This window comes from Streptomyces roseofulvus (assembly GCF_039534915.1).
Lineage (GTDB): Bacteria > Actinomycetota > Actinomycetes > Streptomycetales > Streptomycetaceae > Streptomyces > Streptomyces roseofulvus.
Genome location: NZ_BAAAWE010000001.1, coordinates 7,126,252 through 7,148,946, shown reverse-complemented (window position 1 = coordinate 7,148,946; position 22,695 = coordinate 7,126,252). Strand labels below are relative to the sequence as shown.

The window sequence follows — 22,695 nt, the reverse complement described above, 5'->3', positions numbered from 1 at the left end:
CCCGTCCTCGACGGCTGCGACCGTCCCCCGCCCCCTCGCACCGAGTCCGTCTTCCCTGTCCTTCCAGAGAGAGGTCCCGTGCCCTCCGATTCCTCCCGGCATTCCCCCCGTGACACACGGATGCTGGTCACCGTCAACGCGCTGCCGCTCGCCGTCGGCGTCCTGCTCTCCTGCTCCACGACTCTCGGAGAGATCTCCGTGTACGGCCGTCTCACCCTCGCCATCACGTGGGCATTCACCCAGCTGGTCGTCCTCGTCGGCGGGACCTGGTGGTACGAGCACCGGGCCGTGTCCTCCTTCGAACCGGCCTCGGCGACGACTACCGCCTCCCGTTCGGCCGGGGGCGCGTGGTGACGACGCACCTCCTGAGCGTCGGCTCGCCCGATCTCATCGGCACCGCCGCGAGGGGCGCGGTCATCAGCGCCTTCCTCGTCTTCATCGGCCTCTGCCTGCTGTGGGTCTTCATGCTCGCCACGCAGGACGACGACCCGGAACGCCTCTACGTCGCCGGCCGGTCCCTCCCGCCCGTCTTCAACGGCGTCGCGATGGCGGGAGAACAGATCACGGTCATCATCCTGGTCTCGCTGCCGGGAGCGATCGCCCTCTTCGGCTACGACGGAGTCTCGACCGCCGTCGACAGCGCCCTCGCACTCGGCGTCTTCCTGCTCCTCGCCCCCAGGATTCGCGCGACCCGCCGCTACACCCTGGGCGAGCTGTTCTCCCTGCGCGCCGAGGGGCCGGGAGTACGGATCGCCGGCGCCGTGGTGACACTGTGCATCGCCGTGCCCCTGCTCATGGTGCAACTACGGGCCGGCGGCATCACCACCGCCCTTCTGATCGGCATGCCGAGCGAACGGGCCCAGGTGGTGTGCACGGTGCTGATGGGATTCCTGGTCACGTGCTTCGCAGGGGTGGCCGATCTGCGCGGCACCAGTTTCGTGCAGGTCGCCAAAGTGCCCGTGGCCCTGGTGACGCTCGCCGCGGTGACGCTGCTGGCGCTCCGCTTTTTCGACTGGAGTCCCGGATCCCTGCTGTCGGCGGCAGTGGACACGAGCGTGTCACCGGGCGGATACCTCAGCCCCGGACTGTGGGAGCACTCCGCCGGAGGCGGACCGCTCGGCACGCTCAGTGACCACATCGTCGTCATCCTCGGAACCGCGATGATGCCCCACCTGCTCCTGCGCGTCAGCGCCAGCAGGGACGTGCCCGCCGCCCGGCGCTCACTGAGCGTCGCCGTCGGGCTGACCGGCCTCTTCTACCTGCTGCTGATCACGACCGGCTTCGCCGCGGCCGCGGTGGTGGGCAGCGGACGGATCGGAGCGGTCGACGCGAAGGGGCAGGGAGCCCCGATCCTCCTGGCGTCGGAGGTCCTCCCCCACCACTCCACCGGCCGGGTCGTGCTCATCACCCTCGTGGCCTGTGTCGCCTTCCTCGCCGTGCTCACGGCCGTGGCGAGCGTGACCTTCGCCGCCGCCGTCTCCGTGACCCGCGACCTGCTCGGGCGGAAGGGCCGTACCCGGATCGGGATCGGAGAGCCGGCGGTCCTGCGGCTGTCCGTCGTCGCGCTCTGCGTCGTGAGCCTTCTCCTCACCACCGCCGTACACCGCTATCCCATCGAGTTCCTCCTCGCCTTCTCGCTGAGCCTCGCGGCCACATGTGTGTTCCCCGCGGTCGTCTACTCCTTCTTCTGGACCGGCTTCAACCGCCGCGGACTGCTGTGGCTCGTCTACGGAGGGCTGTCCCTGTGCACCCTCCTGACCCTCGCCTCCCCCGCTGTGTCCGGGACGAGATACGCGCTGCTGCCGGAGCAGGACTTCAACCTGTTCCCGCTCCACACCCCCGGCCTGATCTCCGTACCGGCGGCCTTCCTCCTCGGATGGCTCGGCAGCACGCGTCCCTGGGAGCGGACCGCACACCGCCGGCACACGGCGCCGGGACCCGCTTCCGCCCGTAGCGCCCCCGCAGCTCGCGTCGACTCCGGCAAGGACGCCGTGAGCGGATAGCTCCGCCGTGCCCGCGACCGGACGGTGCATCGTGCACCGGGCCCGGGCGAAGCAGGTGCCCGCTGTCGTTCTCGCCTGCGGCACCGGCTGGCGACAGTGAGACGACCACCACAGGAACAACGCGGAAACGCCTGGCCACCGGACCCACCTGATCGTCGCGAGGACGCCGCGCGGGAGTCCCGGACGACGGAACGTCCGCAGCTGATCGAACGGCCGGTCAACCGCGCTTCGGATCGAGGAAGAGGACACGCATGACGACCCAGAAGAAGACCCAGTCGCTGACGTCCGTGGCGAACGACACGCCTGCGGAGGAGATCCTCGACATCGTGACGCGTGACGGCGGCGTCGTCATCGAGGGCTTCCTGACGCAGGAGCAGATCGTCCGCTTCAACGCCGAGATCGAGCAGCCGCTGCGGGCGCTCGCCCCGGGGTCCCTCCACGAGGACGAGATCGTGGCCGCGTTCCACGGCAGCAACACCAAGCGCCTCACGAACCTGGTGACGCACAGCGCCACGTTCCGCAGCGAGGTCATCGACCACCCCCTGGTCCACGAGATCAGCGACCTGGTCTTCCTCCAGGAGTCGGGCACGTACTGGATGACCACCGCCCAGGTGATCGAGATCGGCCCCGGCAACAAGGCGCAGATGCTCCACCGTGACCTGGAGAACTGGTTCCCGTTCATCGGCATGGGGCCCGGCGGGCCGGAAGTCACCATCAACTTCCTGGTCGCCCTGACCGACTTCACGGAGGAGAACGGCGCCACCCGCGTCATCCCCGGAAGCAACCACTGGAGCGACTTCGAGGACCGCGGGACGCCCGAGCAGACGATCCCCGCCGTCATGAACGCCGGGGACGTCCTTCTCTTCAGCGGCAAGACCGCGCACGGCGGTGGGGCGAACCGGACCGACCACGAGTACCGGCGCGGCCTCGCCTTCGCGTTCAACGCGGGCTTCCTCACCGGTGAGGAGGCGTACCCCTTCCTGGTCGACAGGGAGCTCGCCAAGACGCTCTCGCCGCGCGTCCAGCGCATGCTCGGCTTCCGCTCCCAGTACCCCACGGGCTCTCCCGGCCTGTGGCAGGTCGACTACGCCGACCTGGGCGACCACCTCGGCCTCTGAGCGCCGGGTCGATCAGAGGCCGCCACAGCCGTCCGAGGAGCGCACGCCATGGCTTTCCCGTACATTCGCACTATGGGAACCGAGGTCGATGCGTTCCTCGGTCAGCTGGCCCGCCGCCTCAGACCGCAGGTGAAGACGCTGGCCGGCCTGCTGCTCCAACGCCTGAACGGCGAGCTCCCCGAGCTGTGGGAGAACGCGGACATCGAGGCCTTGACCCTGGAGGAGACGGCCCAGCACGTCACCGCCCTGCTGGACCTCCTGGAGGCCCGCCCCGGCGCGAGCGCGCCGGAAGCTCCTCCGGCCGCCTTGGACATCGCCCGCCTCTACGCCCGGCGGGGGATCCCGGTGAGCCGGCTCCTCCGCGCCTACCGGCTCGGCCATCTCACCCTGCTCGAACAGCTCCAGGCCGAAGCTCCCCGCCTCACCGACGACTGGCACATGATCAACCAGGCCACGGTGAGGCTGGTCGCGATCGGTTTCGACTACGTGGACCGTTCCTCGGAACAGGTCGTCGCCGCCTACCAGGAGGAACGCGACCGTCTGCTGCGGCGTCGGCTCGCCCTCACCGACCGGGCGAGCAAGCGGATCGGGACCACGCTCGACATCTCCCGCACCGCGGAGGAGCTGACGGAGGTCTGCACCGAGGACTTCGCCGACTTCGTCACCGTCGACCTCTTCGACTCCGCACTCGACGAGACCGGCACCGGTCCGTCGGAGGCCCTGACGCAGCGCCGCGTCGCCCAGCGCTCCGTCCTCGACGACTGTCCGGAGTCCCCGCTCCGCGTCGGTGGGACCCACACCTACCCCGACGACTCGGAACCGGTTCGAGCGCTGACCACCGGACGGTCCGTCCTGCACCACATCGCGGGGACCGAGATGCCCCCGTGGGTGGCGCCGTCGGAGTTCCACGGCCGAGTGCTGCGCGACCTCGGCCTTCACTCCGTACTCCTCGTGCCTCTGCACGCCCGCGGGGAGACCCTCGGCCTGGTGCAGTTCGTACGTCACCGCACCTCGGCCCCCTTCGACGACGACGACCTCCTGCTGGCGCAGGAGATCGCCTCCAGGGCGGCGGTGTCCATCGACAACGCCCGCCGGTACACCCATGAACGTTCCACCGCGCTCGCCCTCCAGCGAACCCTGCTACCGCGGAACACGGTGGAACACGCGGCCGTCGAAACCGCCTCGCGCTACCTGCCCGCCGGGTCCCGCGCCGGCGTGGGCGGCGACTGGTACGACGTCATTCCCCTGTCGGGGGCCCGCGTCGCGCTCGTCGTCGGCGACGTGGTCGGTCACGGCCTGCGCGCCGCCGCCACCATGGGCCGGCTCCGCACGGCCGTCCGCGCCTTCGCCGACATCGACCTCATGCCCGACGAACTCCTCACCCATCTGGACGACGTGGTCATCCGCATGCAGCGCGAGGAGTCGCCGGACGAGGGCGAGACCAGCGCCACCTGCCTGTACGCGGTCTACGACCCCGTCTCGCGCAGGTGCTCGCTGGCCAGTGCCGGCCATGTCCCGCCGACCGTGGTGACCCCCTCGGAGATCAGCGAGGCCTTGCCGGAGGTACCGATCGGACCGCCTCTCGGCCTGGGTGGACTCCCCTTCGAAACCGCGGAGTTCGAACTGCCGGAGGACAGCCTGCTGGTCCTGCACACCGACGGGCTGATCGCCGGCCGCGCGCGTGACGTGGACCAAGGACTCGCCACGCTGCACGACGTCCTCACCTCGGCGCCGGACTCGCTGGAGGAGATCTGCGACCGACTCCTGGCCGCACTGCTGCCCGGCCGCCCCGCCGACGACGTCGCCCTGCTCGTCGCCCGGACACGTGCCCTCGACCCGGACCACGTGGCCACGATGGACCTCCCGTCCGATCCGGCTGCCGTGTCCGGGGCCCGACGCTTCGCCTCCGACGTCCTGGCGACCTGGGGGCTGGACGATCTTTCCTTCACCACGGAGCTGGTCGTCAGCGAACTGGTCACGAACGCGATCCGCTACGGCAAGAGCCCCATCCAGCTGCGACTGATCCTCCAGTCGACGCTCACCTGCGAGGTCTCCGACGCCAGCAGCACCGCCCCGCATCTGCGCCGCGCCCGCATCTACGACGAAGGCGGCCGCGGCCTGCTCCTCGTGGCCCAGTGCGCGGAGCGCTGGGGGACACGACACGGTCGCGAGGGCAAGGTCATCTGGGCCGAGCAGGCCCTTCCCGCGGATAACGCGTCGACCGCCGAAGTGACGTGACGCCTGATCCGGGCCGACTTGATCGATCGACTAAGTCGATATAGTGGGCCCTATGGCTCATGTTTCCGCGGCGGAGCGCCGCCCCCAGCTGATCAAGGCGGCCATCGACCTCATGACCCGGGAGGGCGTCGCTGCGGGGAGCACCCGCGCCATCGCCGCGGAGCTCGGTGTCGCTCAGGCCACCGTCCACTACACCTTCGGTACGAAGGAGGACCTGTACCGAGCCGTCATGGACCAGATCACCGACGAGCTGGTCGCGCAGGTGCGGCGGGCGGCGCCGGAGGACGCGGGCTTCGAGGAGACCTTCAGCGCCCTGGCGGGTGCCCTGTGGGGCACCGTGCGCGAGCCGACGTCCCACCACCAGCTGCTCAGCGAGCTGACCATGTTCGCCCTGCGCGTGCCCGGTCTCAACGAGGCCCGGCAGAGCCACTACCGGCGGGTCATAGAGGTGACCGCCCAGGTGATCGCGGAGACGGCCGAGAGGACGGGGCAGGAACTGGCCGAGTCCCCGGAGACGGTGGCCCGGTTCTTCCTCTCCGGCTTCGACGGACTCACCATGCAGGTCCTCCAGTGCCTGCCGGACGAGGCCACCGAGCGGACGGGGCTGAGGGCGCTCGTGGGCGCGACCGTGGCGCTGGCCAAGGGGGCCCTCGACCTTCCGGACGTACCGATGGCCTGACACGACGCGAGAACGGTTGTGGGCGCACCTTTCCAGGTGCGCCCACAACCGTTTCTTCCTCCTTGCGAGAATCAGCCGGCCCAGACGTCCTCGACGTAGCGTCCGGACCCGACGAGCGCGGCGAGCCACGCCTCGGCCCGCTCGTCGCTCTCACCGGTGCGCTCGCGGTAGATCGCCATGAACGCCTCCCGTACGGCGGGGGCCATGCGACGGCCGTCGCCGCAGATGTAGACGCGCCCACCGGCTTCCAGGACCGACCACACCTCCTCGCTCTCGCGGGCGATGCGCTCCTGGACGAAACGGGCGCCGTTCTCGGGCGCGTGCATGAAGGTGGGACGCATGCTGACGGCGCCGTCCGCCTCGGCCGCCTCGAACTCCTCCCGGTGCAGGAAGTCCACGTCCGGGTGGTCGCAGCCGAAGTAGCAGAGCAGGGTGCCGGTCGAGCCCGTGTGATGGCGGTCCAGGACGGCTCCGCGGAAGGGTGCGAGGCCGGTGCCCGCGCTGACCAGGATCACCGGCACGGAGGTGTCCTCGGGGAGGCGGAAGGACTCGCTGCACGGCAGGACCCGGGCCTGGATCACGTCGCCCGCGTTCACGGTCTGCAGGAAGTGCGAGGCGATGCCCCGGAAGGTGCCCTCGCCCGACCGGTGGGGCGCTGCGAGCAGCGACACCATCAGGTCGGCCTCGCCGGGCCGGGCCGCGGCGGACGACGAGATCGAGTAGTGCCGGGGGCGCAGGACCGGGAGCAGTTCCAGGAAGCGCTCGAAGGGCAGCTCGCACGCGCGGTAGCGCTCCAGGAGGTCCAGGACGCTGAGGCCCGCGACGGTCACCTGCTCCCGGAAGGTCTCGGGATCGGCGGTGGCGAAGGCGGTGAGCGGCTGCTTCTCGGGCGGGCAGTCGGTGTGCTCGGCGAGCACGGCGACCTGCTCCTGGGTGGCCGCGTCCTGGAGCTCGACGAAGTCGGTGAGCAGGCGGCGCAGGGTCAGCGGCCGGTCGACGGGCAGGGCGCTCCGGCTCCGGCGGCGGGCGCGCAGCCGGACGGTTCGGTCCAGGTCGAGGCCGAAGCGGTCGGCGACGCGCTGGACGAGGTCCTCGGGGTTGCTGGGCAGGACGGCCAGGTGGTCGGCGGTGCGGTAGGTGACGCCCTCGGGCAGCCGGAGCCTCAGGAACCGCTTGGAGCGGCCCAGCTCGTGGTCGGTGTCGACGAGTTCGTACGCTTCGAGGACCTCCATCGGCTGGACGCCGTGGCGCTCGGCGAGACCACCGAGGACCGACTCCGAGGTGTCCTCCAGCTCGTACAGCCCTTCCCCCTCCACCTCGAGTGCGGGGGCGGCCGCTTCACCGGCGACCGCCTCGCCGTACTCCTCCAGGAGCGCCTTCCACAGGTCTTCCGTCCACTGGTCGACCGCTCCGCCGAAGTCGCCGGAGGCGTCGGCGCTGCCGCGCTCCAGGAGCGGGACGGCGCCGGCGGCGGTCAGGCGCTCGTCGATCAGGGTGGGGATCCGCTGGTACGTGGCGGCCCAGTTGCGGTCGCCGACACCGAGGACGGCGTACCGCAGCCCGGTGAGCGAGCCGGGGGCGAGGTTCTCCAAGGAGGCGACGAACTCGGCGGCGTCGTCGGTCGGGCGGCCGTTGTAGGAGGCGGCGACGATGACGACCGGTCCCTTGGAATCGGCCAGCCTCTCCGTGTACGCGTCGAGGGGGGAGACGGCCGGGGCGAAGCCGTGCTCCTCGCCGTCCGTGCCGAGGTCTCGGGCGATGCCGGCGCAGGTGCCGAGGTTGGAGCCGTGGAGCAGCGTCAGCGCGGTCCCGCTCGCCCGGCGCGTCACGGCCGTGGTCCGGCCCGCGGCGGCGTCCACCGCCGCGGCGACGGGCAGGCGCCGTTCGTCGCTGGTGCGGCGGGCGAGCCTCAGGCTGAACCCGTCGGGCTTGATCGTCAGCGTCGACTTGATCTTCATCTGGTAGTCGGTGTGGTCGATCAGGCGGTAGCGGTGCACCAGCAGGCCGAGCAGCAGGGTGGCCTCGTGCAGCGCGAACTGCCTTCCGATGCAGGCCCGTTCGCCGTTGCCGAACGGCTTGAAGGCGTGGACCGAGCGGGCCGCCTCCCGCTCGGGCGTGAAGCGCTCGGGATCGAACAGCTCGACGTTCTCCCCCCAGGCCGCGTCGCGGTGCAGGGCCGAGGCGATCACCATCAACGACTCGCCCTTGCGCACGGGGTACTTGCCGCCGATGACGGTGTCCTCGATCGGCTCGACGGCGTACGCGGGCGCCGTCGGCCACAGTCGAAGGCTCTCGTTGAGCACCTGGCGGATGTACGTGAGCTTGCCGATGTCGCCGTACTGGGGATCCGGGGACTCGGTGTCGCCCCACAGGGCGTCCACCTCGGCCTGGGCCCGGGCGAGCACCTCCGGATGCTTGGTCAGGTAGTACAGCGCGAAGGAGAGCGCACTGCTCGTGGTCTCGTGGCCGGCGATCAGGAAGGTGATCACCTGGTACCGGATGTTGACGTCGTCCAGGAGCTCGCCGGTGACGGGGTCCTTCGTGTGCAGCATCAGCCCCATCAGATCGTCCGTGCTGGTGTCGCCGGAGGCGCGGCGCTCCCTGATCACGTCGTCGACGAGCTCCGTCATCAGGTCGATGTCCGCGCGGAACTGCTCGACCTTCTTCCTCTTGAACAGTTCGGAGCCCGGGATGGACTCGCCCTTCTCCTGGGCGAAGACGAGGGCCCGGGACATCGCCTCGACGAACGGGTGCAGGTCGTCGCGGCGGAAGGACTGGAAGTCGTAGCCGAAGCCGCACAGGCCGATCGTGTCGAAGGTCAGCCGGGTCATCTCGTCGGGCACGTCCACCGACTGCACCCCGGCCAGCCGGTCCCACTTGCCGATCAGCGACCGGGCGACCTGGAGCATGGGGGCGTGGTAGCTGCGCATCGAGCCGAGTGAGAACGCGGGCATCAGGATGTCGTGGGCCTTGCGCCAGTTCGGCTCGTGGTTGTAGGCGGTGAACAGACCGTCCCCGGCCAGGGCCCGGACCTCGACCAGGTCGGCGTGGACGTGCTTGCGGAAGCGGGTCTCGTCCGACAGCTCGGTCACGAGGTCCAGACCGCCGACCATGACGGTGTCCCTCCCGAAGAGCCGCAGCCGGTACACGGGCCCGAATTCCCTGAACTCCTTCAGCAGGTAGGCCAGGAAGTCCGCGCCCGCCGGAACGTTGAACGCGTGGCCTACGAGGGGCAGCGGGGGGCGCTCGGGGATCGCCCGCGCCGCGCCTACGGACACCTGAGTCATGAGCGTGCCTTTCGTTGCACTCCAGCAGTCACCAGCCAACATACACATGACTTTGTCAGGTGAACATGTCGAATGACTGTATTGAACGACACAGTCACAGGACGGAACTCGGAGCATGCCGTGAACGTCCGGCGGGAGCGGCTTGACAGATGACACCGTCAGTAGACACGGTTAATCGACATGGTCAGTCGACCATGTCGAGCGCCTGAGCTACGCACGCGCTTCCTTCATCGAGCACATCGAGGTCTCCGCATGAACACCATGCTGGCCGGGCGGCTGCGCCTGGACACCCGTACCTTCGCCGTCGAAGAGGTCCCGATCCCGGTCCCCGGCCCGGGCGAGGTCCTCGTGGAGGTGCGGGCCGCCGGCGTATGCCTGTCCGACATCCATCTGATCGACGGCAGCCTGAGCCCCTTCTTCCCCACCGACGCCGTTACGAAGGCGGGCGCCGTCACCCTCGGCCACGAGGTCGCCGGGGTCGTCCACACCCTCGGCCCGGACGTGAAGGGCGGCTGGACGCCCGGACAGCGCGTGGTCCTCCAGGCCGGCGAGGCGTGCGGCGACTGCGGCGGCTGCCTGCGACGGATGACGTGCCACCGGCCGATCACCCGCGGCCTGGACTACGACGGCGGCTGGGCGCAGTACGCGATCGCCCGCGAGGGCACGCTGCTGCCCATCCCGGACGACCTGCCCTTCGACCAGGCCGCGATCATCCCCGACGCGGTCTCCACCCCGTACGCCGCGATCGTGGGCACCGGCGCGGTCCGCCCCGCCCAGTCGGTCGGCATCTGGGGCGCGGGCGGCCTCGGCGCCCACGCCGTGCGGCTCGCCCGGATGGTCGGCGCGGCCCCGATCCTCGCGATCGACCCGCTGCCCTCGGCCCGCGAGCGGGCCCTCCTCTTCGGCGCGGACGTCGCCCTCGACCCCCTCGCCCCGGACTTCGCGGAGGCGGTGCGGGAGGCGACGGCCGGGCGCGGCCTCGACGTCGCGTTCGACTTCGCCGGCGTGGGCGCCGCCCGCGCCCAGGCCGCGTCGGTCCTCGGTCCCTTCGGTTCGCTCGTCCTCGCCGGACTCACCCCGGAGCCGGTCGCGATCGCCGACAGCATCGGATTCTGCTTCAACGTCAACCAGGTCCGCGGCCACTACGGCTCCGAGCCGGAGCACGTGGAGCAGCTCGTCGGACTGGCCGCCGCCGGACGGATCGACCTCGGCCCCTCCGTCAGCGCCCACGTCCCGCTGGCGGAAGCCGCGGAGGCCGTCGCCCGGCTGGAGAAGAAGATCGGAGACCCGATCCGCCTCGTGCTCACCCCCTGAGCACGAGGGGTGGTGGCCGGCTCACTCCGCACGCGCGGACGAACCGGCCACCGCCCCACCATCGCCCGAGGACCGACGGCACCTGTCAGACGCCCTGCCCACCATCCAGCGCCGCGACCATGCCGGCCACGATCACCGTGTTGAAGACGAACTGGACGGGCTGAGATCCCGTGCCCCATTCCTTCAGTTGCTCCGGCGTCATTCCTGCGGCAAAGGATTCCTCGGCCACCTTGTTCCGCAGGTCGCTGAGGAGCCATGCATCGATCGCCTTGCGCTTCTGCTGAGCATCGCCGCTTTGGGTGTCCAGCCAGTCACTGAACTTCTGGTTCGCCTCCGTCCAGCCAAGCTCAGGACCACGCTCCCCACCTTCCGAGTCCAGCATGGTGTCGATCAAACTCACGGCAGAAACAAGCGCCTCCTGCTGGAACGCCGCCATCGGTGGAAAATCCGCCGGCGCCGAGGCAGGAACGAAGCCTCTCGCGGCCGAATGAAGCGAGTTCGGCTCCAACGTCACGACCGGCGCCATCACCTCAGACTGCCCGAGCTCCGCACGGAACATCAGACGGAGTTCATCCCGCCACACCTGCAGCGGATCCCGCAACTGCCAGCCCCTGCTGGCCTGAAGAATGGACAGGCCTAGACGGTAGCGCCCCTCCGCGTTCGACCACTTGGTCGTCTCGTAATAGTGCCCCGACGAAGCAGGAAGGATGATCTTGCGCTCCGCTGACCACTGCGCAAGCTGAAGAGCCGCGACTCGATCATCCGCCGTCCCGCTCCGCTGCCCTCTCATCGCATCGCTCACGAGGCGCCATTTGTTCTGATCCAGATAGACGACGAGCCGTCCGGCCAACTGGTCGGCTCGGTCAAGCCTGGGGAGCTCGAACACGATGCTGTCGCCCTTGAGAGTCTCCACAACCAAGCCTTCGAAGGTCGGCGGGTAGGAGACCCGAGACAGCAGACTTGTCGGTTCGAACAAGGGGCCCGGCAGCGGCAGCCGCGCCTCTTTGCCGTCGGACCTGACCAATACGAGGGCGTCCGAACCACGATCGGCTGTGATCATCACGATGGACAACTCGCCTGGGCTCTCCATCCGCTCATGATGCACAAGCAGCGGCGCTGAGGACATGGCGGTCCGATGATCGGCACTGTCTCGGGGTGCAGGCTGGGCATGCCAGATCGCTGGACGACCACCAGGCGAGGAAGCCACTGCCCCCGGCAACACACCTGATGACTCGTCAGTAAAGTCAGCAAAAGGTCAGCATTCAGCTGACCAGACCTGCTCCCACACGAGCACACCACAGAAGCGCGCCGCGCCGGCTGCGCCACCGAGAGAAGGTGCGAAACCATCCCTCCCGGTGGCACGCCGAAAGTCGGAGGCACGGCCGAGCGAGCCTGCTGCGAACATCGACCGCGAGGAGAAAACCCCAGCTCAGCGCACCCGCCCTCGGGCCTTCAGCTGGGCTGTCGGGACCTCCGGGGCGTCCAGCCGGTCGCCGTCGTACCCCTTCACCTCGCCGAAGCGATCGGTGGCCATCCAGTCCTCGCGGGCCTTGCGGATCTCGTCGTCCGTGCGGCCCACGAAGTTCCACCACATGACGATCTCCTCCTCGAAGGGTTCGCCGCCCAGGAGCATCAGGCCCGCGTCGGAGACCGCGCGGAGCGGGAGGGAGGTGCGGCCGCAGCCGAGGTAGAGCATGGAGCCGGGGAGGACGGGGACGCCGTCGACGTGGGCCTCGCCGGACATGGCGAGGACGGCGTACTCGAAGTCCCGGTCGAGCGGGAGCTCCGTCTCGGTGCCGGAGGCGAGCGCCAGGTCGGCGCCGACGAGCGGGGTGTACGTGGTGCCGGGCGAGGCCGCGCCGTCGAGGGAGCCGAGGATCACCGTGGCGGTGAGGCCGGGCGCGGTGACCCGGGGCAGGTCGCCGTGGTGCTCGAAGTGCGGCTCGACGTGCCGGTGGGCGTCGGGGAGCGCCACCCAGAGCTGGGCGCCGTGGAGGAAGCGGGCGTGCGACCGGGGGCTCTCCTCGGAGTGGGAGATCGCCCGGCCCGAGGTCATCAGGCCCAGCTCGCGGGGGCGGATCGTCTGGAGGCTGCCGGTCGAGTCGCGGTGCAGGACCTCGCCCTCGTGCAGCCAGCTGACGGTCTGGAGGCCCATGTGGGGGTGGGGCGGGACCTGCATGCCGGGGGCGTCCGCGATGTCGTCGGGGCCGTAGTGGTCGACGAAGGCCCAGGCGCCGACCATCCGCCGGCCGAGGTTCGGCAGCAGCCGCCGTACCTCCGTCGACTCTCCGAGCTGGACGTGACGGGGGCTGAGGAGTTCGCGTACGGGCTCGGCGACGACGAAGCCGCGGCCACCGCACACCGCGAGCTCTGCCTGGCGGTCGAGATTACTCATCGAGGATCGACACCTCTCCAGTGGGGGGACGTCAGGGAGATCGAGGGGATCAGGGGGGATCGAGGGGGACCAGCAGTGGTGGAATGTTCAACTACTCTTGCGTGTTGACGAGGTCGTGCCACCCCCCAGGGTGGCAGATCCGGCACCCCGGAACAGGGAGAGCAAGTGAGCGACACGTACTACGAGTTCGGAACGGCCGCGGACCGCTGGAGTCGGGCGCAGCTGTTCTTCGACGCGAAGGAGTACCAGACCGCCGTCCGCATCCTGCGCGGCCTCGTCGCCGAGCACCCGGACCAGACGGCCCAGCGGCTGCTGCTCGCCCGCGCCTACTACCACTCCGCCCAGCTGCGGCTCGCCGAGACCGAGCTGCGGGCCGTCCTGGAGCGCGACCCGGTGGAGCACTACGCGCGGCTGATGCTCGGCCGCACGCTGGAGCGCCAGGGCCGCGCGGACGAGGCCGCCCCGCATCTGCGGATGGCCGCGGCGATGAGCGGCGAGCTGCCGTCCTGACGCGGACCTGATACCCCGGCACGGTATGGTCGGAGGCCAGGAGGTCCTGACCATGCCCACACCCCGGCCGCGCCACGGCGAACGAGCGGGAGGTGCCCTCGCGCACCTCCTGCTCGTCGTCGTGCTCGCGCTCGGGGTGTTCATGATGCACTCCACGGGGCACCCCGAGGGGCCGTCGGCGTCGCACGCGGCCGCCGTCGGCACCAGCGGCGCGCCCCACGCGGCGGACGGCGGCGGCCACGGGGCCGGCGCTCAGGACGAGGGGCACGCGCCCGGTTCCGGGATGGACATGACCACGCTCTGTGTGGCCGTCCTCGGCGCCTGGCTGCTCGCCGGTCTCGTCCGGGCCGCGCTCGGCCGCCGGCCCGACTGGCTCGTCCTCCTCCTCGCGCGGCTCGCGCCCGCCCTCCGGCCGCACGCGCCGCCGCGCCGCCCGCCCGACCTCGCCCGGCTGTCCGTCCTGCGGATCTAGGCCGTACCCCCGCGCCGCGGGTCGCTTCGCGATGCCCGTGGCACCACCGGTATGAGCCCCTGACCGTACGTACAGCACACGAGGTATCACCATGCGTACTCTCCCGAAGCGCACCACCCGCACCCTCGGCCTGGCCGGCGCCGTCACGGCCGCCGCCCTGCTCCTGGCCGCCTGCGGCGACGACACCATGAGCGGGATGGAACACGGCGGCACCGCGACCGCCTCGGCCACCGCGCCGGCCTCCTCCTCCGACGCCGCCTCGGGCCCGTCCTCGGCCGCCCCGTCGGCCTCCGGGGCCTTCAACGACGCGGACGTGATGTTCGCGCAGATGATGATCCCCCACCACGAGCAGGCCCTGGAGATGGCGAAGCTCGCCGACGGGCGCGCCGAGGACGACGGCGTCAAGAAGATCGTCGCCGCCGTCGAGAAGGCGCAGGACCCCGAGATCCAGAAGATGAAGGCGTGGCTGAAGGGCTGGGGCCAGCCCGAGTCCGCCGGGATGGGCCACTCCATGGCCGGGATGATGTCCGAGCAGGACATGAAGAACCTCGCCGCCGCCAAGGGCAAGGACTTCGACCGCATCTTCGCCGAGCTGATGATCGCCCACCACGAGGGAGCGGTGGAGATGGCGAAGGACGAGCAGAAGAACGGCGCCAACGCCGAGGCGAAGGCCCTCGCCGGCGAGGTCGTCCGGGCCCAGACCGCCGAGATCGCCGAGCTGCGGACGATCCTCGACCGGCTATGACGGCCGGGCCGGGCTCCGGCCCGCGGCCTGATCCCGGCCGGCCCGCCCCGGGAGACCGGGGCGGGCCCCGCGCCGCGCCCGGCCGCCCTCCGCCTTCTCCTCCCCTTCTCCCTCCGTCGGAAAGAACGATGACCACGCAGCGTCTCCCCCGGACCGCGGCCGTCTCCGCCGCGGCCGCCCTCGCCCTCGCCCTGACCGGCTGCTCGCGGACGCCGCCGGACGACAGGGACGGTGCCGCGGGCGCGGAACCGGCCTCCGCCCTCTCCCACGTCCACGGGCTCGCCCTCCACGAGGGCACCCTGTACGTCGCCACGCACGAGGGGATCCACTCCCCCGGCCCCGGCGGCGCGCCCGTCCTCGTCGGCGACCGCCGCGACGACTTCATGGGCTTCACCGTCGCCCCCGACGGCACCTTCCTCGCCAGCGGCCACCCCGCGCCCGGCAGCGGCGGCCCCTCGGACCTCGGTCTGATCGCCTCGGCCGACTCCGGCCGCACCTGGACGGAGCAGTCCCTGGGCGGCGAGGTCGACTTCCACGCCCTCGACACGGCGCCCGGCGGGCCGGTCTACGGCTACGACAGCACCCACGGCCGGCTCAGGGTCACCCGCGACCGGAAGGCGTGGGAGGACCGCGCCGAGCTCCGCGCGCTCGACATCGCCGTCTCGCCGACCGCGCCGGACACCGTGCTCGCCACCACCGAGTCCGGCGTCGCCCGCAGCACCGACGGCGGCAGGACCTTCACGCCAGGCGGCGGGCAGCTCCTCGCGTACGTCTCCTGGGGCGCGGCGGACGCGCTCTACGGGGTCTCCCCGGACGGGGTCCTCTTCCGTTCCGGGGACGGCGGCGCCGCCTGGACCCGGATCGGGACCGTGCCCGGCGGGCGGCCGCAGGCGCTGACCGCCGTCGACGGGCGGCGCCTGCTCGTGGCCACGCAGGAGGGGGTGTACGAGTCCGGGGACGCGGGCCGCTCGTTCGTCCGCCGCATGGAGGTGACGTCCGGCTCCGGCGGCCACTGAGCGCGCACCCCTGCCCCGGGGCATCGGCCCGGCCGGTCACCCGGCGGCCGACACCACCACCTCGCCTCCGACGACGACCGTCTCCGCGACCGTGCCCGGGATCTCCTCCGGCGCGATCCGCAGGATGTCCCGGGAGAGGACCACGAAGTCGGCGAGCTTGCCGACCGTGAGCGAGCCCCGCTCGTGCTCCAGGAAGTTGGCATAGGCGGAGCCTCTCGTGTAGCCCTCCACGGCCTCGGCGACGGTGAGGGTCTGCTCCTCCGTCCAGGGCTCGCCGCCCGCGAGCGGGCGGCGGGTGACGGCGGCGTGAATGCCGACCATGGGGTCCATCTCGGCGACGTTCCAGTCGCTGGAGAGGGCCAGCACCGCGCCGGCGTCCCGCAGGTCGCGGAGCGGCCACGCCTTGTGCCAGCGCTCGGGGCCGACGTTCTCGGCCCAGTCCTGGCCCGGTCCGGCGATGTCGGGGGCGGCGTGCCGGGGCTGCATGCAGGCGACCACGCCGAGGGCGGCGAAGCGCGGGGTGTCGGCGGGGTCGAGGCACTCGACGTGGACGACCTGGTGGCGGGCGTCGCGCGGGCCGTTGGCCACGCGCGCGTGCGCGACGGCGTCCAGGACGGTGCGGATGCCCCGGTCGCCGGTGGCGTGCACGAAGCACTGGAAGCCGCGGGCGTCGAGGCGGGCGAGCAGGGCGGCGAACTCCTCGGGCGGGTAGAAGGTGTCGCCCCGGTGGTGGGCGCAGCCCGCGTACGGCTCCAGGAGGGCGGCGGTGCGGGGTTCGACGACGTCGTCGATGTAGAGCTTCAGCGGGCCGACCCGGAAGCGGTCGTCGGCGTGCTCCCGTGCCGCCGCCTCGAAGGCGTCGAGGTCGGCGTCGGTGGTGCCGCGCGGATGGAAGAGCGCGGCGACGATCCGGGAGCGGAGCCGGCCCTCCTCACGCGCGCGCGTGAAGAGGGCGAGGTCGTCGAGGGAGTTCTGGGGTTCGACGACGGTGGTGATGCCGAAGCCGATCGCGTCGTCGAGGCTCTTGGCGAGGCGGCCGTACTGGCGGTCGGGCGAGGCCCAGGGGACACCGAGGGCCCGCAGGGCGCGGTGGCCGTCGCGGGAGAGGCCCTTGACGGCGAAGTCCTTGACGAAGCCGGTGGGTTCGCCGGTGGCGGGGTCGGTGACGGCGGTGCCGAAGGGGAGGTCGGTGTGGTCGCGGTCGACGCCGAGGGCGCGCAGGGCGGCGGTGTTGAGCCAGGCGGTGTGGACGTCGTAGCTGAGGACGAGGGCGGGGGTGCCGCCGGTGGCGGGGTCGAGGTCGGCGGCGGTCGGCATCCGGCCGCCGGGGATCGCGGAGTAGTCGAACGCCTCGGCCTCGATCCAGACGGCGTCGGGGTGGGCGGTGTGCCAGGCCCGCACGCGCGCGTGGATCTCGTCGAGGGTGCGGGCGCCGGCGAGCTGCACGCAGGCGTCGTCGGAGCCGAGCCGGACGTGGTTGTGGGCGTCGACGAAGCCGGGCAGGACGAGCCGGCCGGCGGCGTCGAGGACGCGGGTGCGGGGGCCGGCCCAGGCGGCCGCGTCGGCGTCGGCGCCGAGCCAGACGATCCGCCCGTCCCGTACGGCCATCGCCTCCGCCTCCGGCAGCGCGGGGTCGACGGTGTGGATGCGGGCGCCGGTGAGGAGCAGGTCGGCGGGGGCGGGGGCGGGGGCGGTGCCGTTCATGCGGGGTGCGTTCCTTGTCGTACGGGGAGGGGGCGGTGCCGGTGGTCAGGCGGCCGGGTGCGGGGTGGCCGTGCGGCGGGCCAGGAGGACGTACACGAGCGCGGCGACGGGCGCGCCGAGCAGCGTGAGGTCGGCGCCGCCGAGCGGGGCGACGAGCGGGCCGGTCCAGAGCGCGGAGTCGCAGGTGAGGGCGGCGAAGAGGCCGCCGGCGAGCAGGGCGGCGAGGCCGGCCGGATGCCAGCCGGCGCGGTACCAGTAGGCGCCGCCGGGACCGGTGCGGTGGAGGGCGCCGGCGTCGTACCGGCAGCGGCGCAGCACCATGTCGGCGAGGAAGACGCCGCCCCAGGGGGCGAAGACGATGATCAGGAGGGAGAGGAAGGAGAGGAGGGAGGTGGTGAAGTCGGTGAGGAAGAGGGCGCCGAGGGAGCCGGCGGCGGTGACGGCGGCGCTGACGGCGAGGGCGCGGGCGCGACTCCAGGGGACGCCGAGGACCTGGAGGTTGAGGCCGGAGGAGTAGAGCGTGATGACCGAGTTGGTGACGGAGCCGCCGAGGACGAGGGCGAGGAAGACCGGCCGGAACCAGCCGGGCAGCAGGCTCTCGGCACCGGCGACCGCGTCGGTCATGTCGGTCCGGGTGGCGGCGGCGACGCCGGCGACGCCGAGGGCGACCGAGGAGAGGAACCCGCCGAGGGCGCCGCTGACGGTGACCGCGCGCAGGCTGGTGGCGCGGGGCAGGTAGCGGGTGTAGTCGGCGGGCATCGGGAGGTACGAGAACGGGCCGGCGAGCATCACCACGAGGGCGAGGCTCCAGCCCGCGGCGCCGGGCCCGGTCGCGGGGGCGGAGGTGTCGGCGCCGGGCACCAGGAGGACGACGAGGACGCCGAAGCCGGCGGCGAGGACGTACGCCATCCAGCGCTCGGCGAACTGGACGGTGGCGTGGCCCCAGTAGGAGATCGCGAAGGTCAGGGCGAGGGTGACGGCGAGGGCCAGGGCGCGGGGCGCGGCTCCGCCGGACCAGCCGAGGGCGGCCAGGAACGCTTCGAGGGCGAGGGTGCCGACGACCGTGTTGACGATGGTGTAGCCGATGCTGACGACCCAGTTGAGCGCGCCGGCGGGGCGGTTGCCGCGGGGGCCGAAGGCGGCGCGGGAGAGCACCAGGGTGGCGGTGCCGGTGCGGACGCCGCCGAGGCCGGCGGCGCCGATGGCGAGGAAGGACAGCCCGCCGATCACGACGACGGCGGTGGCCTGCCAGAAGGAGAGGCCGAAGGCGACGGCGAGGGCGCCGTTGATGACGTAGGTGAAGGTGAGGTTCGAGCCGAACCAGACCCAGAAGACGTCCTTGGCGCTGCCGTGGCGCTCGGCGTCGGGGATGGGGTCGATGCCGTGTTCCTCGACCTGGAAGACCTCGTCCCTGCCGCCGGTCGTGGCGGTGCCGGCGGTCGTGGCGGTGCCGGGCGTCGTGGCGGTGCCGGCCGTCGTCTCGTCGTCGAGCACTCCGCGCTCGTCTCTTCGCATGTCTGAACCCCTGCCTGGATATCTCGCGGCGGATCTCTCGCGGCCCGGATGTCGAGCCGGATCTTGAATGGCGTTCTAAGTTCTTGAACGGCATTCAAGATGAGTGACGGGTTCCGGCCACGTCAAGACCCCGGCCGCGATCCGGTTAGGGTCGGGGGCGTACGAGGACGGGCCGGACGACGGATCGGGGCAGGGCGACGGTGGCAGGGGCGGCGCGGCGGCGCGACGGACACGTCACGCAGGAACGGATGCTGGAGGAGGCCATGGCGGCGATCGCCGAGGACGGCCTCGCCTCCCTCACGATGTCGGCGCTGGCCGAACGGCTCGGCACCAGCGGCGGCCACATCCTGTACTACTTCGGCTCCAAGGACCGGCTGCTGCTCGCCGCGCTGCGCTGGAGCGAGGCCGCGCTCGCCGAGGAGCGCCGGACCCTGCTCGCCCGGAGGACGACCGCCGAGCGGAAGCTCGACGACTTCCTCCGGCTCTACCTGCCGCGCGGCCCGCGCGACCCGCGCTGGACACTGTGGATCGAGCTCTGGGCCAGGACCCCCGGCAACCCCGAACTCCGCGAGGCCCAGCGGGAACTGGACGCCGACTGGCAGCGCGACCTGGAGTCCCTGCTGGCCGCCGGCGCGGCCCGTGGCCGCTTCGCCCCGCTCGACGCGACCGCCCGCGCCTCCGAACTCCTCGCCCTCCTCGACGGGCTGAGCACCCGGGTCGTCCTCGGCCAGGACGCCGCCCCCGACCCCCGCCCCGCCGTGGAGGCGGCCCGCGCCGCGGTCGCCCTGCTCGTCCCGCGCGCCTGACGCCCGCGCTCAGCCCTCCACGGGGGCGTCGGCCTCGAACGGCCAGGCCGGTGCGTCGGGGTGACGCTCCGTCTGCTGCGCGTACCAGAGGACCTGCTCGGTGTGGAGCGCCGGCCGGGAGAGCCGCGCGATCGCCGGGTACGCGGCGGCCACCGCGACCGCCACCCCCAGCGCCGCCCGCGCGTCGGACGCCGGGTCGCCCGGACGCTCGTGCGCGACGCCGTACCACTGGGCGACGGCGGGCAGCGACCGCCCGCCGGGCCGGTAGCGGTCGGCGTGCCGGTCGAGGACCAGCGGGTCGCAGACCGGGGCGACGACGCCGTCCGGGAGGCGGTCGGCGAGCGGGGCGAGACCGTGGCGGAGGAGTTCCGCGTGGAGGGTCGTCAGGACGTGGGGCGCGTACCAGACGACGAGGAGTTCGCGGCGCGCGAGGTGGTCGGCGAGGAGGGTGGCGAGCTCGTCGAGGGCTTGCGCGGGTGGGGAAGGCGAGGCGGCTTGGACATCGGATCCCGCACGAGGATCCCGGACGTCGGATCCGGGAGACGTCTTCTGGGCGGGGGACCCGAGATCCAGTACCCAGTCCCGTGCCACCCCGTCGCTCCCCCGCACCGCCGCCGCCGTGATCCGGTCCCGCCACGGCCTGTTCCCGGTGGATCCGATGTCCAGGGACAGCAACCGCCGCCGGTGCCAGCCCGGATGGTCACCGGCCGGCGGCGGGCCCGGCACGGGCGCGTGAGCGCGGTGGTACACGTCCCAGCCGCGGACGCCGTGCCGGAGCACGCCGACGCCCGCCGCGACCGGCCCGCCGCAGCGGGCGCACACGGCGTCGTAGGCGTTGGCGCGCTCCTCGGGGCTCCCGGGGTCCACGGGGCTCATGCGGCGCTCGGGCTCACGCCGGGTCGGCGCCGTCCCGGTACGCCTCCAGGAGCCGCAGCCAGACCTCGCTGAGCGTGGGGTACGAGGGGACGGCGTGCCACAGGCGGGAGACGGGCACCTCGGCGGTGACCGCGACGGTGGCGGCGTGGACCAGTTCGCCGACGGCGGGGCCGACGAAGGTGGCGCCGAGGAGGACCTCGCGGTCGAGGTCCACGACGAGCCGCGCCGCGCCGCGGTAGCCGTGGGCGTAGAGGCCGGCGCCGGCGACCGAGCGCATGTCGACGTCGACCGCGCGGACCCGGTGGCCGGCGCGTTCGGCCTCGGCGAGGCTGAGGCCGACGGCGGCGGCCTCGGGATCGCAGAAGACCACCTGGGGGACGGCGGCGTGGTCGGCGGTGGCCGCGTGCGGGCCCCAGGGCACGGCGTCCTCGGATCCGCCGCCGTTCGCGCGGGCGGCGATGGCGGCACCCGCGATCCGCGCCTGGTACTTGCCCTGGTGGGTCAGGAGCGCGCGGTGGTTGACGTCCCCGACCGCGTACAGCCAGTCGGTGCCGGTGACGCGGAGGCTGTCGTCGACGTCGAGCCACGAGCCCGGTTCCAGGCCGACGGTCTCCAGGCCGATGTCGTCGGTGCGCGGGGCGCGGCCGGTGGCGAAGAGGACCTCGTCGCCCTCGACCGTCTCGCCGCCCTCCAGGACCACGGTGACCGGGCCGCTGCCGCCGTCGCGGACGACCGCCTCGACCGAGACGCCGGTGCGCACGTCGGCGCCGCGGGCCCGCAGGGCCTCGGCGACGCGCTCGCCGACGAAGGGTTCCATGCGCGGGAGCAGCCCGTCGCCGCGGACGAGCAGGGTGACGTGGGAGCCGAGGGCGTGCCAGGCGGTGGCCATCTCGACGCCGACGACGCCGCCGCCGACCACGACCAGGCGCCCGGGCACGCGGTCGGCGCTGGTCGCCTCGCGGCTGGTCCAGGGGCGGGCGCCGGTGAGCCCGGGCAGCGGGGGCAGGACGGCGCGGCTGCCGGTGCAGACGGCGACGGCGTGCCGGGCGGTCAGGACGTGGTGCTCGCCCTCGGGGCCGTCGACGGCGACCCGGCGCGGCCCCCGCACGCGCCCGTGCCCGCGGTAGACGGGGACGCCGATCGAGTCCAGCCAGTCGACCTGTCCGTCGTCCTTCCAGTGCCCGACGGTCTCGTCCCGGTGCGCGAAGACGTCCAGGGCGTCCAGCGGCCCGTAGACCGCCTCGCGCAGTCCGGGGACCTTGCGGGCGTCGGAGCGGGCCAGGACCGGCCGGAGCAGGGCCTTGCTGGGCATGCAGGCCCAGTAGGAGCACTCGCCGCCGAGGAGTTCGGCCTCCACGATCGCGGCGGTCAGACCGGCGGCCCGTACCCGGTCGACCACGTTCTCACCGACCGGTCCGGCCCCGAGGACCACCACGTCGTACTCGTGCTCGTTCTCCACCGTTCGCGTCATGGGGACCAGTCTGGTGGGTGGCGGCCGGAATAGCACGGCGCGAAGGTCCGTTGTGCGGGGCGAGTCCCCAGGGGACCGTAAGGACACCACCGGAGACGGAAAGGCGGCAGCATGAGCACCATCGAGCTCACCAAGGACAACTTCGACGAGGTCGTGAGCGGCAACGACTTCGTCCTGATCGACTTCTGGGCGTCGTGGTGCGGTCCGTGCCGTCAGTTCGGTCCGGTCTACGACGCGGCGTCCGAGCGCCACCCGGACCTGGTGTTCGCCAAGGTCGACACCGAGGCGCAGCAGGAGCTGGCGGCCGCCTTCGAGATCCGCTCGATCCCGACGCTGATGATCGTGCGGGAGAAGGTGGCGATCTTCGCGCAGCCGGGCGCGCTGCCGGAGGCGGCGCTGGAGGACGTCATCGGCCAGGCCCGGCAGCTGGACATGGACGAGGTCCGCAAGTCGGTCGCCGAGCAGCAGCAGCGCTCGGAGTGACCGGGACGCGCCCCGCGCGGTGAGAGAGCCCCCGCTCCGGCGGGGGCTCTCTCGTCCGTGCGC

Annotated in this window: 19 protein-coding genes; 12 read left to right on the top strand and 7 right to left on the bottom strand. The window is 72.3% G+C overall.

All coding sequences use genetic code 11. The annotated features are described in order from the left end of the window. Nucleotides 1-120: 120 nt before the first annotated feature. The 5 genes from ABFY03_RS32900 (at nucleotide 121) to ABFY03_RS32880 (ending at nucleotide 6,038) form a co-directional block, all read left to right on the top strand. The gene (locus ABFY03_RS32900; protein WP_346171572.1) at nucleotides 121-354 is read left to right on the top strand and encodes a hypothetical protein; all 234 of its coding nucleotides are present in this window, start codon (nucleotides 121-123) and stop codon (nucleotides 352-354) included. Beyond that, the gene (locus ABFY03_RS32895; RefSeq protein WP_346171571.1) at nucleotides 351-2,003 is read left to right on the top strand and encodes a sodium:solute symporter family transporter; all 1,653 of its coding nucleotides are present in this window, start codon (nucleotides 351-353) and stop codon (nucleotides 2,001-2,003) included. Before ABFY03_RS32900 ends, ABFY03_RS32895 begins: the two co-directional genes overlap by 4 nt. A gap of 251 nt (nucleotides 2,004-2,254) precedes the next feature. Continuing rightward, on the top strand, nucleotides 2,255-3,121 hold the full coding sequence (locus ABFY03_RS32890; protein WP_346171570.1) for a phytanoyl-CoA dioxygenase family protein: 867 nt from the start codon (nucleotides 2,255-2,257) through the stop codon (nucleotides 3,119-3,121). A 48-nt stretch (nucleotides 3,122-3,169) separates the two neighbouring features. Beyond that, nucleotides 3,170-5,359: an ATP-binding SpoIIE family protein phosphatase gene (locus tag ABFY03_RS32885; RefSeq protein ID WP_346171569.1), complete on the top strand. Its 2,190-nt coding sequence runs from the start codon at nucleotides 3,170-3,172 to the stop codon at nucleotides 5,357-5,359. A 52-nt stretch (nucleotides 5,360-5,411) separates the two neighbouring features. Continuing rightward, nucleotides 5,412-6,038 carry a TetR/AcrR family transcriptional regulator gene (locus ABFY03_RS32880; RefSeq protein ID WP_346171568.1) on the top strand — a complete coding sequence of 209 codons (627 nt, stop codon included), beginning with the start codon at nucleotides 5,412-5,414 and terminating at the stop codon, nucleotides 6,036-6,038. Nucleotides 6,039-6,109: 71 nt separating this feature from the next. On the opposite strand, the gene ABFY03_RS32875 is transcribed toward ABFY03_RS32880, so the two are convergent. Next, nucleotides 6,110-9,325: a bifunctional cytochrome P450/NADPH--P450 reductase gene (locus tag ABFY03_RS32875; protein ID WP_346171567.1), complete on the bottom strand. Its 3,216-nt coding sequence runs from the start codon at nucleotides 9,323-9,325 to the stop codon at nucleotides 6,110-6,112. A 252-nt stretch (nucleotides 9,326-9,577) separates the two neighbouring features. On the opposite strand from ABFY03_RS32875, the gene ABFY03_RS32870 reads away from it, so the two are divergent. Then, on the top strand, nucleotides 9,578-10,639 hold the full coding sequence (locus tag ABFY03_RS32870) for a zinc-binding dehydrogenase (protein ID WP_346171566.1): 1,062 nt from the start codon (nucleotides 9,578-9,580) through the stop codon (nucleotides 10,637-10,639). Nucleotides 10,640-10,724: 85 nt separating this feature from the next. On the opposite strand, the gene ABFY03_RS32865 is transcribed toward ABFY03_RS32870, so the two are convergent. Continuing rightward, nucleotides 10,725-11,729: a hypothetical protein gene (locus ABFY03_RS32865; protein WP_346171565.1), complete on the bottom strand. Its 1,005-nt coding sequence runs from the start codon at nucleotides 11,727-11,729 to the stop codon at nucleotides 10,725-10,727. A gap of 339 nt (nucleotides 11,730-12,068) precedes the next feature. Next, nucleotides 12,069-13,034 (bottom strand): pirin family protein, encoded by a 966-nt coding sequence (locus ABFY03_RS32860; protein WP_346171564.1) that lies wholly within the window; start codon nucleotides 13,032-13,034, stop codon nucleotides 12,069-12,071. 165 nt (nucleotides 13,035-13,199) lie between these two features. Here ABFY03_RS32860 and ABFY03_RS32855 point away from each other — a divergent pair, with 165 nt between their 5' ends. The 4 genes from ABFY03_RS32855 to ABFY03_RS32840 all read left to right on the top strand — a co-directional run bounded on the left by ABFY03_RS32855 (nucleotide 13,200) and on the right by ABFY03_RS32840 (nucleotide 15,777). Beyond that, on the top strand, nucleotides 13,200-13,544 hold the full coding sequence (locus tag ABFY03_RS32855) for a tetratricopeptide repeat protein (RefSeq protein WP_319009880.1): 345 nt from the start codon (nucleotides 13,200-13,202) through the stop codon (nucleotides 13,542-13,544). 52 nt (nucleotides 13,545-13,596) lie between these two features. After that, nucleotides 13,597-14,016: a DUF6153 family protein gene (locus ABFY03_RS32850; protein WP_319009879.1), complete on the top strand. Its 420-nt coding sequence runs from the start codon at nucleotides 13,597-13,599 to the stop codon at nucleotides 14,014-14,016. Nucleotides 14,017-14,107: 91 nt separating this feature from the next. Then, the gene (locus tag ABFY03_RS32845) at nucleotides 14,108-14,761 is read left to right on the top strand and encodes a DUF305 domain-containing protein (protein WP_346171563.1); all 654 of its coding nucleotides are present in this window, start codon (nucleotides 14,108-14,110) and stop codon (nucleotides 14,759-14,761) included. A 128-nt stretch (nucleotides 14,762-14,889) separates the two neighbouring features. Further along, nucleotides 14,890-15,777, top strand: coding sequence for a F510_1955 family glycosylhydrolase (locus ABFY03_RS32840; protein ID WP_346171562.1), 888 nt, complete (start codon nucleotides 14,890-14,892; stop codon nucleotides 15,775-15,777). A gap of 36 nt (nucleotides 15,778-15,813) precedes the next feature. Here the strand turns inward: ABFY03_RS32840 and ABFY03_RS32835 are convergent, their stop codons facing one another. Continuing rightward, nucleotides 15,814-17,481: an amidohydrolase gene (locus ABFY03_RS32835; protein ID WP_346171561.1), complete on the bottom strand. Its 1,668-nt coding sequence runs from the start codon at nucleotides 17,479-17,481 to the stop codon at nucleotides 15,814-15,816. Between the two features lie 45 nt (nucleotides 17,482-17,526). Continuing rightward, nucleotides 17,527-18,996: a purine-cytosine permease family protein gene (locus tag ABFY03_RS32830; protein ID WP_346171560.1), complete on the bottom strand. Its 1,470-nt coding sequence runs from the start codon at nucleotides 18,994-18,996 to the stop codon at nucleotides 17,527-17,529. Nucleotides 18,997-19,244: 248 nt separating this feature from the next. Between ABFY03_RS32830 and ABFY03_RS32825 the strand changes: the two genes are divergently transcribed. Beyond that, complete coding sequence (locus ABFY03_RS32825; RefSeq protein ID WP_346171559.1) at nucleotides 19,245-19,802, top strand: TetR/AcrR family transcriptional regulator; 558 nt, start codon at nucleotides 19,245-19,247, stop codon at nucleotides 19,800-19,802. Nucleotides 19,803-19,811: 9 nt separating this feature from the next. Here ABFY03_RS32825 and ABFY03_RS32820 read toward each other — a convergent pair whose 3' ends face one another. Further along, nucleotides 19,812-20,669, bottom strand: a complete 858-nt coding sequence (locus tag ABFY03_RS32820) for a 3'-5' exonuclease family protein (RefSeq protein WP_346171558.1) — start codon at nucleotides 20,667-20,669, stop codon at nucleotides 19,812-19,814. 22 nt (nucleotides 20,670-20,691) lie between these two features. Further along, entirely contained in the window at nucleotides 20,692-22,149 is a 1,458-nt protein-coding gene (locus ABFY03_RS32815; RefSeq protein ID WP_346171557.1) for a dihydrolipoyl dehydrogenase family protein, read from the bottom strand. A 111-nt stretch (nucleotides 22,150-22,260) separates the two neighbouring features. Here ABFY03_RS32815 and trxA point away from each other — a divergent pair, with 111 nt between their 5' ends. Then, nucleotides 22,261-22,632 carry a thioredoxin gene (trxA, locus tag ABFY03_RS32810; protein WP_319010611.1) on the top strand — a complete coding sequence of 124 codons (372 nt, stop codon included), beginning with the start codon at nucleotides 22,261-22,263 and terminating at the stop codon, nucleotides 22,630-22,632. Nucleotides 22,633-22,695: the final 63 nt, after the last annotated feature.